The 14,223-nt window shown below is 53.0% G+C and carries 12 protein-coding genes and 1 tRNA gene; 7 read left to right on the top strand and 6 right to left on the bottom strand.

From position 1 onward, the window contains the following. The first annotated feature begins 1,116 nt into the window (after nucleotides 1–1,116). On the top strand, nucleotides 1,117–1,380 hold the full coding sequence (locus tag EYA77_RS00565; protein ID WP_209314966.1) for a hypothetical protein: 264 nt from the start codon (nucleotides 1,117–1,119) through the stop codon (nucleotides 1,378–1,380). Nucleotides 1,381–1,521: 141 nt separating this feature from the next. Here EYA77_RS00565 and EYA77_RS00560 read toward each other — a convergent pair whose 3' ends face one another. Together EYA77_RS00560 and EYA77_RS00555 are read right to left on the bottom strand one after the other, a co-directional pair. Further along, nucleotides 1,522–2,124 carry a fibrillarin-like rRNA/tRNA 2'-O-methyltransferase gene (locus EYA77_RS00560; RefSeq protein WP_167815552.1) on the bottom strand — a complete coding sequence of 201 codons (603 nt, stop codon included), beginning with the start codon at nucleotides 2,122–2,124 and terminating at the stop codon, nucleotides 1,522–1,524. Continuing rightward, on the bottom strand, nucleotides 2,121–2,954 hold the full coding sequence (locus EYA77_RS00555) for an RNA-processing protein (RefSeq protein WP_167815551.1): 834 nt from the start codon (nucleotides 2,952–2,954) through the stop codon (nucleotides 2,121–2,123). The genes EYA77_RS00560 and EYA77_RS00555 overlap by 4 nt, the downstream gene beginning before the upstream one ends. Before the next feature lie 179 nt (nucleotides 2,955–3,133). On the opposite strand from EYA77_RS00555, the gene EYA77_RS00550 reads away from it, so the two are divergent. The 5 genes from EYA77_RS00550 (at nucleotide 3,134) to EYA77_RS09915 (ending at nucleotide 7,997) form a co-directional block, all read left to right on the top strand. Further along, nucleotides 3,134–4,063 carry an ADP-ribosylglycohydrolase family protein gene (locus tag EYA77_RS00550; protein WP_052319991.1) on the top strand — a complete coding sequence of 310 codons (930 nt, stop codon included), beginning with the start codon at nucleotides 3,134–3,136 and terminating at the stop codon, nucleotides 4,061–4,063. Between the two features lie 35 nt (nucleotides 4,064–4,098). Next, on the top strand, nucleotides 4,099–5,091 hold the full coding sequence (gene argC / locus EYA77_RS00545; protein WP_167815550.1) for an N-acetyl-gamma-glutamyl-phosphate reductase: 993 nt from the start codon (nucleotides 4,099–4,101) through the stop codon (nucleotides 5,089–5,091). Then, complete coding sequence (gene argJ / locus EYA77_RS00540; protein ID WP_167815549.1) at nucleotides 5,088–6,251, top strand: bifunctional ornithine acetyltransferase/N-acetylglutamate synthase; 1,164 nt, start codon at nucleotides 5,088–5,090, stop codon at nucleotides 6,249–6,251. The genes argC and argJ overlap by 4 nt, the downstream gene beginning before the upstream one ends. Next, nucleotides 6,248–7,135, top strand: a complete 888-nt coding sequence (argB, locus tag EYA77_RS00535) for an acetylglutamate kinase (protein ID WP_042699519.1) — start codon at nucleotides 6,248–6,250, stop codon at nucleotides 7,133–7,135. Before argJ ends, argB begins: the two co-directional genes overlap by 4 nt. A gap of 736 nt (nucleotides 7,136–7,871) precedes the next feature. Beyond that, on the top strand, nucleotides 7,872–7,997 hold the full coding sequence (locus tag EYA77_RS09915; RefSeq protein ID WP_280841924.1) for a hypothetical protein: 126 nt from the start codon (nucleotides 7,872–7,874) through the stop codon (nucleotides 7,995–7,997). Between the two features lie 103 nt (nucleotides 7,998–8,100). Here EYA77_RS09915 and EYA77_RS00530 read toward each other — a convergent pair whose 3' ends face one another. The 4 genes from EYA77_RS00530 to iorA all read right to left on the bottom strand — a co-directional run bounded on the left by EYA77_RS00530 (nucleotide 8,101) and on the right by iorA (nucleotide 13,083). Further along, the gene (locus tag EYA77_RS00530) at nucleotides 8,101–9,801 is read right to left on the bottom strand and encodes a cache domain-containing protein (RefSeq protein WP_245241081.1); all 1,701 of its coding nucleotides are present in this window, start codon (nucleotides 9,799–9,801) and stop codon (nucleotides 8,101–8,103) included. Nucleotides 9,802–9,951: 150 nt separating this feature from the next. Next, nucleotides 9,952–10,668, bottom strand: a complete 717-nt coding sequence (locus EYA77_RS00525) for a carboxylesterase (protein WP_167815548.1) — start codon at nucleotides 10,666–10,668, stop codon at nucleotides 9,952–9,954. A 52-nt stretch (nucleotides 10,669–10,720) separates the two neighbouring features. After that, nucleotides 10,721–11,302, bottom strand: coding sequence for an indolepyruvate oxidoreductase subunit beta (locus EYA77_RS00520; RefSeq protein WP_095642604.1), 582 nt, complete (start codon nucleotides 11,300–11,302; stop codon nucleotides 10,721–10,723). Continuing rightward, nucleotides 11,299–13,083 (bottom strand): indolepyruvate ferredoxin oxidoreductase subunit alpha, encoded by a 1,785-nt coding sequence (gene iorA, locus EYA77_RS00515; RefSeq protein WP_167815547.1) that lies wholly within the window; start codon nucleotides 13,081–13,083, stop codon nucleotides 11,299–11,301. Before iorA ends, EYA77_RS00520 begins: the two co-directional genes overlap by 4 nt. A 106-nt stretch (nucleotides 13,084–13,189) precedes the next feature. On the opposite strand from iorA, the gene EYA77_RS00510 reads away from it, so the two are divergent. Then, nucleotides 13,190–13,263, top strand: a tRNA-Ile gene (locus EYA77_RS00510). Nucleotides 13,264–14,223 lie beyond the last annotated feature (960 nt).

The following is a 14,223-nucleotide window of genomic DNA, read 5'->3' as shown; positions in this document are numbered from 1 at the left end:
AGACTTGCGAGAGAGCCGCCGAGTTCAAGTGAGGATAAGCAAATCCGATTCTGGGAGCCCGAAGGGCGGGATTCGCGCCGATTCGCGGTTGGTTTTTCTCATGCATCCACATCTATCTCAACTCCTTCCTTTTCAGAGCTTACCGATCCCCCCTTCTCTCCACCCCTGTCCCCCTTTTCGTGCATTTCGTTGGCGGGTCGGACGCTGAAAGCGGACGACCTCAGCTAAGCAAACCGAAGGTTTGCGAGTTGGTGGCTTTCGTGTGGGGGCGGGTTGGACGCTGAAAGCGGCCGACCTTAGCCGAGCAAACCGAAGGTTTGCGTGGGGGACGGGGGAGGGTACTAAATGGAGACCGTCCAACTAACTTTTCTCTTTTTCGTGTTTTCGTTGGCGGGTTGGACGCGGAACGCGGCCGACCTCAGCAGAGCAAATCTTTGATTTGCGTTTTTTTCGTGAATTTAGTGTGATGAATGCGCCCACCCAAAAAAATCCCGTACACGAAATCGAAAAGCACACCCACCCGACGATCACGTAAATACGAACAATATCCCCATCAAAAAAGCGGTCCTTTGCTTCGACCGATCCCTGTATGTTCTGACCCGGACCCTTGTATCCCGGTCATCCCCCTCAAAAACGGGTGTTGTCCATCGAACGATAGACAGGATCGTTCACCCGCGTTCATTTCCGCCCGTAAGATCAACGGGCGAGAATGATTTCTCTCATTCTTCCAATACATTCATCAGAGTAAAACGCCCGGAAGAACGGGTCGTCATACACTTTTTGTTTTTTTGACGCCTTCGTCTGGTTAGCCCGCGGGTTTGGGTACTGTCTGGGACTCCCATTCCCTGCATCTTTTGCGGGGTTAAGTTGATTGAGATTTCGGGCAGATATGACGGCAGCGTTCTGTTTGCTGTAAGGTATCAACTTCCCCGAATAACTTAGAATGAGAGAGCATATAAATCCCTAACCGCGCGGTGCGATAATGCAAAAAAATCGTTCTCACTCAGTAGACACAGCAGATAATACCGGATACATCATCGGAAACACGCATTTTTCCCGCAAATCGCCCACGTCAAAAATCTGAGGATATCTTTATGTTATCAAATTGACATACTAATGTTTACAATAATGGTCACCATCGAAAGCAAAAAAGAGCAGATAGGATTTCGGATCAGTCCTAAGTATTACCAAAAGATCAAGGAGATGTGCGAAGGGGACGATGCCCCGTTCACCTCGATCAGCGATTATATGACCTCGCTCGTGGTCGCGGATGTGACCCGTCGGGAGATGGGCGTCGACGACATGACGTTTCGGATCCTGCAGGCTCTGGAATCGCCGGAGGTCCTGATGATGCTGCGGGAAAAGTTTGTCGGGAAATAACTGGGGAAAAAACCCTCTCAGGATTTCAAAAATAAGATATCTCCACCGCGGGACGCTCTGCGCCGAGTTCAAGTGAGGATAAGCAGATCCGATCCTGGGAGCCAAAAGGGCGGGATTCAAGCGAGGGCTGAAATCAGCAGCTCAAACCTTTCTGCAGACGATCGCCGCGTGATCCTTGTGATAAGGATCGAGCCATACGCTTTTTTCCACGAGATACCCGCCTGCCGTCAGTTCCTCACACGTATCGGCAAAAACCTCATCCGCGGACTTTCTGATATCCACGCTCCGGGTCTTCAGCATCAGAATGAGACGGCCGCCGGACTTTACAAACGGCAGATGCTTCACCGCGATCCCCGCCTGATCGGGCTGGGCGACATCCTGATAGAGCAGATCCGCCGGCTCGAGGAGAGCGGCATACCGGACAGGGCGGGTCGCATCCGCGTAGATCGGAACGATGTTCCTGCGTTTTTTCGCGACCGCGAGAAGATCCTCCATCGGACGGGGGGCAAACTCCACTGCGTATACGGACTCAACATAGTCGGCCACGTGGGAAACGGTCGTACCGTTCGCGGCCCCGAGATACAAAACGACCTCATCCTTGCCAAGGGCGGTCGTTTTATCCAGATACCAGAGAGCGGCGAGTTTGCTCCGGTAGGGATCCCAGACACGGAAGTTTCCAAGCATCCGCTCATTATACACCCCTCCTTGACCTTCGGAGACGAGTGTTCCTTTTATGTCGATCATGACTCTCCTCCAAAAATTTTATCGATCTTTGCATTCGCCTGCTCGACAAATGCAGCATCCAGTTCGCCGCGGTAAAGATCCAGGCGGGCGGCGATCGCAAGTTTCGCCGCAAGCTGACGGGCAACTTTTCCCCTGACCTCCTTGTTCGCATTATGGACCCGGCGGTGCTGAAAGATGATCCCGTGTTTCGGCGAAGACGAGCCCGTTCTGATATGGGAAAAAAGGGCCGACTCGGCGCCGATCACCTGGATGGAGGAACCCGGCAGTTTTGCCGCCGCGTCAAGACCGCCGACACGGGAGATCAGACGGGCGGCAACAAGGCCGCCGACAAGGGCGCTCATATTCGGGATCACGCTCACCGCTTCCCGGGAAACTTCCTTCATCAGATCGGTCCTGACCCCGGAAAGAGAGAGTATCTCCCGTGCCACCCGTTTTAACGAAGGACTGCCGGACTTGGCGATCTTCTGCACGAGACGGGGACCGTTTGCCCGGGTATATTTATGGGAAGTCCCGGGCGTTATTGCTGCATGCCAGTCAGTCACCCGTTCCGTTAAAAGATTGATGACCTCATCCATCTCATCAAGCGTTCTGACCATCTGAAGAAGAGCCGCATCCTTTGTATCAAGATCCGCGGCGATCCCTTTCACCGCGAGGAAAACGGCGACCTCTCTGACCGCCCGTATATATTCTTCTCTGGAGGTGATCAGGCCGGCCTCCCGGAGATCCTCCCAGTTGCAGAGAACGGACGGTATCGCGGCAGTATTCAGTATCCGTTCTTCACATTGCGCCGGATCTGTCGATAGATTTCCGGCCTCCCCATACCAGTGCATATACTAATGTGGGCGGTTTTGGGGGATATAGATAGCGTGAAGAACGGCGCGGTCGCAAGTTTCCTTCGAAAACCTGGTCGCAAGGCAAAGCCTTGCTCAGCTAAGGGCGTCGACTTCGTCGCCACCCCGCCGAAAAACCAACCATAACAATTAACACAAACCCCTCTCAATAATACATCATGCTCAATAGATACAAAGGATGTCTCATCGGAGCTATCCTTGGTGACGCTCTCGGCATGCCGCACGAGACGACCACCGCGCATTTTTCAACAGAGCCGGCCTTTGGAAAGGCGCACAAAGGTCACCCGAATCATGATCTCCTCCCGGGTCAGTACACAGACGACGGTCAGCTGATCCTGATCGCGTCCCGGATCCTCGCACAAGGCGCATGGAACAATACCGAATATGCAAAAGAGCTTCTCCGGACCTATACGATGCAGAAGTTCAGATACCCTGACGGGACCACGTTTGCCGCATGCAAAAAGATGGAAAAAACCGGGGAACTCACCGGATCAGGGATCTACTCGGACAGCACAGGATGCATGGGACTCGCGATCCCCTTTGCCCTCGCGTTCAGGGACCGAAAGGAGATGGCAAAGGAACTTTTGTCCGCCTGCATGGTGACCCACACCCACCCTGGAGTCCACGCGGCCGTGATCGGATACGCCCTTCTTTTGAACACCCTTCTTGAAACGAGCGATGTTGAAGCGGCATTTTCAGCACTCCGGACCGCGGCGGAAAATATGGATCCGATGCTTGCTGGAAAGATCGCGAATGGAGCCAGGATCGAACAGACCGGCATGCCCGCAAAGGATGCAGTCAGCATAATCGGAAACTCCTCGTCGGTTTATCAGACGCTTCCCCTCGCGGTTTTCTTCTGCAGACGCTATTTTGTTCCGCGTGAGCTGCTTGGGATATCCTCCGCCTGCGGCGGGAACGCCGACACGGTATCACTCTTATGCGGAGCGTTTTCCGGGGCCAGATTCGGGATATCGTCCCTTCCTGAGGAGCTGATCCCGGCATTGGAACGGGCAGGGATCTTTGCGGATCTGGCAGAAAAACTCATGGACCGTGAAGTCAAAATCCCGGAGGAAGAGTCCGGGGAATAACATCTTTAAACTAGTTGTAAACCAATAATTTACGTATGGATATAGCGATTATCGGAGCATCCGGTTATGCCGGGGGCGACCTCATCAGACTGCTGCTGACGCACAAGGAAGCAGACATAGTCTGTGCCACGTCACGCAAGCTGGCAGGCACCCCGGTAACCAAAGATCACATCCACCTGAAAAATCTCATCGACCTTGAGTACACAAATCCTGATATCGAAAAGATCGATGCGGATTTTGCGTTCCTCGCGGTCCCTCATACGGCTGCCATGCAGTATGCCGGCAAACTGAAAGAGTGCGGCATCAAAACCGTCGATTTCTCCGCGGATTACCGTCTGCCAAGAGAGATCTATGAAAAAACCTACGGAGTGAAACACTCGGATTACTTCAAAGCACCCTACGGTATCCCCGAACTTCACCGAAAAGATGTGAAAAATGCAGTCTTTGTCGCAAACCCGGGCTGTTTCCCGACAGGGGCGACCCTCGCGGCAGCTCCGGTAGCAAAACTCGCCCACACGATAATTTACGATTCAAAGAGCGGGGTTTCCGGAGCGGGTGACTCGATCTCGGAGACCACCCACTTCCCAAACGTTGCTGAAAACATCCTTCCCTATAAAATAACGGCCCACAGACATCTGCCGGAGATGCGCCAGGAAGCGGCGTTCCTGGAATCGAAAGCAAACGTCTACTTCACCCCCCACCTTCTGCCCGCTATCAGGGGGATCATAACGACCGCACATATTCTCTTCAACGAGCCAATGGAGCTGGAAATGATACAGAAACTCTATCAGGACTTCTACAAAAACGAACATTTCGTCCGGCTGCAGCCTGCAAAACTCGGCGGAGTCAGAGGGTCGAACTTCTGCGACATCAACTTCGAGCTGGAAAATGACGGAACAAGACTCGTGGCCGTTTCGGCGATCGACAACCTTGTGAAGGGAGCCGCAGGCCAGGCGGTCCAGAACATGAACATCATGTGCGGATTCGATGAAGCCGAAGGTCTCAGAATGCCGGGGATGTTCCCATGACGCAGGATTTTCGAAGCATCTGCGCTGTTGAGGGAGTTACCGCGGGCGGTATGAAAGAAGGGAAGTTCGGACTTGCCCTCATCCAGGCTTCCGGAACCGGGGCCGCGGTCTTCACGAAAAACAAGGTCCGCGCTCCGGTCGTCAATCTGATGGCCGAGCGGACCAAACGCGGAAAACTCGCAGGGGTCATCGTGAACTCCGGATGCGCCAATGCATACACCGGAAAGCAGGGCTTTTCCGATGCGGAAAAAATGGCCGCGATCGGAGCTGAGGTCCTTGGGATCAGCGAACTCGAGTGCGGGGTCGCAAGTACCGGAGTTATCGGCAGATATCTCGATCTTGACCTGATCAGACGGCAGGCCGGACAGGTCGCAGGCCAACTCGCTCACTCCCCCGAAGCGGAAACGGCGGCGGCAAAGGCGATCATGACGACCGACACGAAAGAAAAGCACGCGATCGTGCGCCGCGAAGGGTTCACGGTCGCAGGAATCTGCAAAGGCTCCGGCATGATCGCGCCGAACATGGGAACGATGCTTTCTTTCGTCTACACCGATGCGGAGATCCCGGCAAAACAGCTTCAGGACGCTTTGAAATCCGCAGTGAAACGGAGTCTGAACCGGGTCGTCGTGGACGGGGATGAGAGTACAAACGACTCGCTCTTCTGTACAGCGACCGGCGAAGCGGGACATGTGCCGGCAACAGAGTTTTCCAGAGCTCTCGAGACGGTCTGCATAAGCCTTGCAAAACAGATCGCGGCGGACGGCGAGGGCGCGACGAAGATGCTGGAGGTCAAGGTGTTTGGCTGCAAACGCGAACGCGACGCGGAAAAGATCGCGAAAACGGTCATCACTTCACCTCTCGTGAAAAGCGCGGTCTACGGGGAAGATCCGAACTGGGGCAGAGTTGTCTGCGCCGCAGGATATTCCGGCGTAGAGTTCACGGTCGAAGAGCTTTCTCTTTCGATCGGTGAAGGGGAGAGCGAGACCCAGTTAGTCAAAAACGGCGTCATCGTGGCAGACCTTGTACGGGCAAAAGCCGCGATGGCGGGCGACCATGTCGTGTTCACGCTGATGCTGGAGTCGGGAAACAAACAGGCAACCGCGTGGGGCTGCGACCTCACGGAAAAATACGTAGAGATCAACGGGAAGTATACAACATGAACAATAGACAAAGTGTGCTAATGGAGGCACTTCCGTACATCCGGAAGTTCCACAAAAAAACGATCGTGATCAAACTCGGCGGACATGCCATGGTCGATTCGGCCATCATGAACTCGGTCGTTCAGGACGCGGTCCTTCTCCACTATGTGGGGATGCGTGTGGTCCTTGTCCACGGCGGCGGACCGGAGATCACGCTGAAGATGAAGGCTCTTGGGAAAGAAGCGAGATTTGTCGGCGGCCTTCGCGTGACGGATGAAGAAACGCTCGAGATCGCCCAGATGGTTCTTGCCGGAAAGATCAGCAATATGATCGTTTCGATGATCGCAAAGAACGGCGCAAAAGGTGTCGGCATCTCCGGAAACGACGGAGGTCTTGTCATTGCAGAAAAGATGCCTCTCAGAAAGATGATGGTCGGCGATGAGGAGATCGAGGTTGATCTCGGCTTTGTCGGAGATGTAAAGGAGATCAACTCGAACCTTCTTGAGACGCTGCTGGATGCGGGCTATATCCCGGTGATCTCGCCGCTCGCTCTCGACCGGAAAGGAAACGACTTAAACATCAATGCCGACACGATGGCAGGCGAGATCGCGGTCGCATTAAAGGCGTTCAAACTGATTTCCCTGACGGATGTGGACGGTGTGATGAACAAGGACCGGACCGAGATCTTCCACAGACTCACCCTGAAAAATGTGGATGCGCTGATGTCGGACGGGACGATCTCCGGCGGGATGATCCCGAAACTTGAGGCAAGCGTGAACGCGGTCCGCCACGGAGTGGAAGGGGCGCATATCCTGAACGGGAACTCCGAACACAATCTGCTTCTGGAACTGTTCACGAATGACGGCGTCGGAACAATGATCACAGCCTCGATGATCTCGTTATAACCTGTCATCAATCTTTTTTTTAGATAGGACTTACGCGGGGTTATTCTCAATCCAATTCGGGAAGGGTATGGCTGGGTGTGGAGGCATGAGAAAAACCAACCGCGAATCGGCGCGAATCCGCCCTTTGGGCGAAGCGAATCGGATTTGCTTTTCCTCACTCTCACCCGTCGTGTCTTTCAGCCACGACGGCTCGTCCCTTCATCGGGACCGTTCGGGCAAATCCTGTCGGCGCCCCAGCGCCTCCCGTGAGAGAGATTTATTGATTAGTCCAATATATGGTAAAATGGCCTTTTACTAACAATCTTGATATGAAATCGAGAGGCAAACTACCAGTGGGAGCCGCTGGGGCGGCGACAGGATTTGCCCGAACGCTCCCGATGAGGGATGAACCGGCGGGACGATAAGGACCGCCGTGTTCAAGTGAGGGAAAGCAAATCCGATTTTCTCGCCCGTAGGGCGGATTCAAGCGAGGGCTGTAAGCCCGAAGCGGAGAGCAAAGCGAAGCTTTGCGATTGCGCCGATTCGCGGTTGGTTTTTTCTCTTGTGTCAAAACGAATTCCTTACACGAAATCGAAACACATCTCAGAATTACGTCAGTTTTTTCGGTTAAGATCACACCGCGTAACTCCTATTCCAATATGTCGATTCAAGGACTCGAATTTCGATGCATATTTATTACCTGCGGTCCTAGTTCTCAGTAATGGGTTTTATTTGTCCGATGACACAGGAGAGATGCATGGGCAAACAGTGCAAGTTCTGGCGTGCCGATGCAAAAATCGATAAAAAAGCCGATACCTTCTATGAGCTGAGCACAGGTGAATGTCTGTTCATCAAACTGGCAAACCATCTGCTCATGAAGTAGAAAAGGCCGGATCCTCTTTTTTTATTCCCGGCACACCGACCGCAGGGTCTGCGGATCCGGTGAGATCGAAGATCATCAAAATAAAGGGTTGCCGGCTGACCGATCAGCCGAGAACCAGCATACTGCCAAAGTAAGTTGCATCGTCCGCAGGCTCCACACATAACAGGACATAGACCTCCTGACCTGTCTTCGGATCTTTGACCAGGGAATACATCAGTCCGCCTCCGTTCTGTGACAAAGAGATCACGTCACGCATGACCGACATCCCGTAAGAGTTGCTCATACTCAGCTGGTTCGTGCCCACGAGAGAGGGATCCATCGAATATGCGAGCAGCGTGCCGTCTTCCGTGACCGCAAACGGATACAGGTTCCCGGCATGCAGAGCGCTTGACGGATCATTGATCATATCCGTAACGGCAGGGATCCCCTCAACGATCGTGAGATAATCCATCCCCCGAACCTGACGGACGAGCTCCTCACGCTGATGCCAGTCGACATAGGATCCGTCTGAAAACGGCTCATCGTGCAGGTATATGCCCGACGCCAGGAACCATGTATCGTCGACGGCCATCACATAGGAAAGCTTCAGCTCGCTCACGAAATTATTTACCGGGTTTTCGTACAGCGACATTACAAATCCTCCTCCGAGATTTGCACGGGCGGTCGCTCTCTGGATATACTTGATCCCTGTCGTATCCTGCAGATACCAGCGGTTTTCCCCGATCAGATCCGGCTGATGGGGCAGAGCCAGGACCGTACCATTCATATCATAGGCGAAAATATACAGTTCGCCGTCGATGAACTCCCCCTTTGGATCATTGAATGCGGCAACAGCCTCGTTCTTTCCAACTTTATTTGCATACACATAGGCTTTTTCGACAAAATCCTTCAGCTCCTCTACCGAGACATCGGATACGGGGGTCCCCGTGCTTTCCGGCACATTGTCGGTAAGAACGACCCGCCACTCCACTTCGGGTCCGCTATATACCGTCCTCCAAACTGCATTGACCTGGGTCTGTTCCCCTCTGGATGTATCGTAGAAGTGGTACGAGATGTTTCCTGACGCGTTCGTCAGAACACTGCTCACCATGTTTTTCAGTTCGGCCGTCTGATATGCGGGATCATCCGTCAGGTATTTGCCGATCTCGACGGTGTTTTCATCATAGAACTTCAGGCCTGACGTATGCGTGACCCATAAGGTATAGCCGTATTCGTTCTTGAGATATTCAGTCAGTCCGGAGAATAAACTGTCAATATCATAGGAGAGCCGAAGAACGCCGTCATACTCGCCGTTTTCATCATAGACGGGCGTGATGATCATAAGTCCGCGGTCCCCGTCCTGATACTGATAGAAATCCGAGACCACGCATGACGGGCCTGCGGCTTCGAGCACCTCCACCGGATAATTGAGCCGGGACTTGGTAACGCCTGGGACCCACCAGGGATCGAGATATCTGGTCGTAGAGATCAGCGTATTGTTTCTGTCGAACCTGCCTATCTCGAACGAGAGCGGGAGCTCACTCCGGAGTTTATACAGCGCGAGTTCGACCTTTGGATCATCGGCAGGAACACCGTCGAGGAGACGGGCCGTTTCCCACAATGAAGAGGTGACATGCATCATGTCATCCTCAACGATTCCGATGACCGGGCGAAGGGCATCGTTCATATCATCGATCTGTTCCTCAGATACGGGCTTCAGATCGCCGGTGCCGGGTAATATGCAGCCGGCAGCAGATATGCAAAGCACTGAAAGAAAGAGGAGTGTTATTACTGAAAATGCATGTCGGGCCAATTCTATCACCACTAGTCATATACACATATGGATGAACAGTAATTATAGTTTAGTATTCAGGGAATTACAGACAGCGGGCATTTCAGCATGAATAATCATGATAATTGATGTATACCATTGAAAAAACTGAAAAATAGATAATAATGGATTGTCAGAAGACTGTTAAGACAGGCTCTTTTTCAGCCAGACCCTCAGAGAATCCAGCTGTTCTTTCGTGTGGAAATAATGCTCGCCGTTTTCCGCGATCTCAAGGACGGCTGAGTTTTTTTCTGCAAAAGCGGACACTTCAGCCAGCGGGACCAGATCATCGTTTCTGCCGTAAAGAATGCCGGTTGACACATTCCAGGCGCCGATCGGGTGCGTTTTTACATACCGGCAATAATCCCAGTAGAGGGTTATGCCGACCGGGAGGGCGATCTCCTGTTTTTCTTTCAGCATCTGTTCACTTACCTGAAAACCGGTCATGAGACCGTCGATGATCCGCTCCATACTGATCACGGGAGAGAGAAACAGGCTTTTTTCGAGCGGCAGATCATGATAGGCCAGCATGCCGAAATACACACCCATGCTGCAGCCGAAAAAGCTGATATGATCAGAAATTGACCGGGCATACTGATAGACCGCCGTCAGGTCACTAACGCACGTATCCGGTTTGCAGGGGTATGTTTCTTTTGACCGTTCCCCGTGTTCGGGAAGATCGAAACTCAGGACCTGGTATCCTTTTTTGACCGCTTGCTCTGCAAAGACCGCGATCGGTTCATCAGCTTTGTTCGACATGTTTCCATGTGCGGCGATATAGAGGTTTCCGGTATGTTCTCCCCAGAGGATCGCCGGGATGCTGATGGTTTTATTCTGAATGGTGATGGATTTTTGTAACATTTATCTGCCTGAACAAAAAAAAAGAAGATCAGGGATCTGATCTGAAAAAAGCTTATGCCGCCTCTTTTCCGAGATCGAATGCCTTTTCATTGATCTGGACGGTCTTTGGCGGAACATTGCGGCGAACCGCTTCGGAAAGGGATTCAGCGGCAAGCGGAAGTTTATCCGACGCGGCGCCGAGAAGAACGATGTTTGCCGCAAGGGGATTGCCTGCCTTGGCAGCAATACCCGTAGCATCTACGAGGATCACCTTTGCTTTTCCGGCTTTCAGTTCCGCCTCGATATCTTCTATTCTTGGGACAGGCTGTTTTCCGGAAAAGACCGAGGTCGGGACAACTATCTCGCGGTTCACGACCATTACGCCGTCGGGTTTGAGGAAGTGCCGATAGCGAACTGCCTCAAGGACATCGAATGCGATGAGAAGATCTGCGGTTCCCGGGGCAATCAGAGAGCCGAATTTTCCGTCGATACGGATGTGTGTTTCCACCGATCCTCCGCGCTGGGACATCCCGTGCGTCTCGGCTCCCCGGACATGACGGCCCTCGATCACGCAGGCGTCGCCCAGAACATTCGAGGCAAGGATCGTTCCCTGTCCCCCGATACCGACGATCAGAACATCAAAACTCTTTTTCATTGTCTTGCACCTCCGCGGTGGATCGCGCCCGCCGGACAGATGTCCGCACAGACGCCGCATCCCGTACAAAGAGCGGTGATCTTTGCAGCGCCGGTCTCATCGGTCTCGATCGCCGGACAGCCGTACTTCAGGCAGGCTCCGCATTTTGTACACGCTTCCGCATCCACGACGTACCGGTTCCGTTTGATCCCGAGCCGCTTGTTCATGATAACGCAGGGCTGCTTCGCGATGATGACCTTCACACCGGGTTTTTCCTTGGCTTCCTTAAGGGTGGCAAGAAGATAGGTCAGATCGTACGGATCGACCGACTCAACATAGGAGACCCCGCAGGCTCTCGCAAGCTCTTCGAGCGAGATCTTCGGCGACTCCTCGCCGGTCGCGGTCAGACCGGTGTTCGGATTCGGCTGGTGACCGGTCATGGCGGTGATCCGGTTATCCAGAATGATCACGATCTGATTCGTATTATTGTACACCGCGTTGATGAGCCCGTTCACTCCGGTGTGGAGGAACGTCGAGTCGCCGATCGTGGAGACCACATCGGTTCCCGGGCAGGAGTGGGCGATACCCGAACCGACCGTGATGGAAGCACCCATACAGATCGTTGTGTCGACCGCGCCGAGCTGGAGACCGAGCGTATAACAGCCGATGTCGGACGGGAACACGCCGTCTTTGAAGACCTTTTTCATCGCGTAGAAGACCGATCGGTGGAGACATCCCGCACAGAGGATCGGCGGACGGACCGCGACCTGGGTCATTTCCGGCGGGGCAGGGTAGGTGTTTTTGGCAAAACCGGCCTTTTCAAATGCTCCGGCGATAAGGGCAGGAGAGTATTCTCCCTCGTGAGGCAGATAGCCGTCGAGTTTTCCGTGAACGACCGTCGAGGATGCGGCCTGAAGAGCCGCTTCTTCGATGACCGGCATAAGCTCTTCGACAACGAGGACCTCGGTGTGCTGGGCAAGGATGCCCGAAAGCCAGTTCCGGTCGATCGGATATGCACTGATTTTGATGAATGAGACGTCGTCCGGGATGATCTCCTCGACATAGGAGATGGAGATCCCTCCGGCGATGACGGCTTTTTTCCCGCGGATCTCTGCAGAGTTGAGACCGGCTTCCACTAAGTATTTTGCGACCTCGGGCTGTTTTTTCGTGAGGATCGCGTGCAGCGGGCGGGTGTTTGCCGGGATCACGACGTACTGTTTCGGGTTTTTGACAAACTCGCCTTTCCGTGTCGAAGGCGCCGGCTCACCGAGGCGGACATCTCCTTTCGAGTGGCAGATCCTTGTGGTCGGGCGAAGAAGAACAGGAAGCGCGAACTTTTCGGAGAGTTCGAATGCAGCCTTGGTAAAGTCATGCGCTTCCTGAGCGGAAGAGGGATCCAGACACGGGATCTGGGCAAACTTCGCATACATCCTCGAGTCCTGTTCGTTCTGCGAACTGTGCGCGAAGGGATCGTCGGCTGAAAGAACAACGAAGCCGCCTTTCGTCCCGGTGTAGGCCGAGGTCATAAGGGGGTCTGCCGCGACGTTGAGGCCGACATGCTTCATCGTGACGATCGACCGAAGACCGCACCAGCTTGCTGCCAGAGCATTTTCGAACGCGACTTTTTCATTAACTGACCATTCTACGTAGTACCAGGGGTCTTTTCCGGCACGCAGCCGGTCAACTACCTCGGATGACGGGGTCCCGGGATACCCGGAAACAAAGTCAACGCCCGCTTCGAGACAAGCATGGGCTATAGCGTCATTTCCAAGGAGGTATTTCTTGGGTGTCTCATCTGCCATATCTCCATAATGTTTGGCATGATAAGAGAATAAGGCTACGTCAGAGGCAGGAAATGAATTTCAGAACATATTTATACGGCAACATCCTATGTAGTAAGGTAAAAGGGGGCCCGTAGCATAGCTAGGTGGTGCGCCCGGCTGATAACCGGGAGGTCATGAGTTCGAATCTCATCGGGCCCACTGTTTTTCTGATTTTTGTTGTGTTTCTGTGATTTCATTTTTGTTTCTGCAACGCGTGCGCTTTTCTCAGCGGACAAGAAAATAGGAGTTACGCGGTGTTATCCTTGATCCAATTCGGGAAGGAGTTTGCTGGGCGGGGAGAAGAGAGATTATTTGACCGCGAATCTCCGCGAATCTTCGCGAATCGCATTTTTCTTGTGTCGTCGTGCTCTGCTCCGGCTGATGCGTGTAAATCGAAGATTTGCGTGCCGCCTCAAATGGGCTTTGCCCATTTGGGCTTCGCCTACGCAGAATCGCACGCCGTCTGGAAAAGTCCACGAGCTGAAAGCTCGTGAGACGTCTCAAGAGCCTTTGGCTCTTGGACAAATGCTATAAGAAAAACCGGCGTGCCGGTTTTTCTCTCCGTTAACTTCTCTTTTTGTGCAAGCAAAAAATAATGAAACAACAGAAAAACCCGCACGCGGGTTTTTCTTATAGCATTTTTCAAGAGAGGGTGCAATTCTGCGTAGGCGATCAGCCGGAGCAGAGCACCCGAACGTAAGGAAAATGCGATTCGCGAAGATTCGCGGAGGCGTGCAAGCCGAAGGCTTGCGTGCCGCCTCAAATGAGCAAAGCTCATTTGGGCTTATTCGCGGTTGGTTTTTCTCATGTTTCCACACCTAACAAACTCCATCCCGAATTGGATCGGGTGTTCCGATATCGTTTTTGAGACTCCTTTCCCCCGATAAAATTTTGTTCATTTTTCCACTCGCAAATAGGTGTTTCGATTCCAAAATCACCTTCCGCCGATCAATTTTGACCATTTTTTAATGATGATTTTTCGTGAGTAAAAATCGAAATCGGCAGGATCCGGCGTATTTTCTCCTTCATGCAGTCATAGTATATAAATCAATAGGGAGGCGCCTGGAAAAAACGATACCCCCGGAATAACTACCTACCTAGTGCGTTACTAATTTATAT

The sequence above is a fragment of the Methanocorpusculum sp. GPch4 genome (genome assembly GCF_012062385.1).
GTDB lineage: Archaea > Halobacteriota > Methanomicrobia > Methanomicrobiales > Methanocorpusculaceae > Methanocorpusculum > Methanocorpusculum parvum.
The sequence above is the reverse complement of the archived record's forward strand: the minus strand, read 5'-3'. Positions and strand labels throughout refer to the sequence as shown.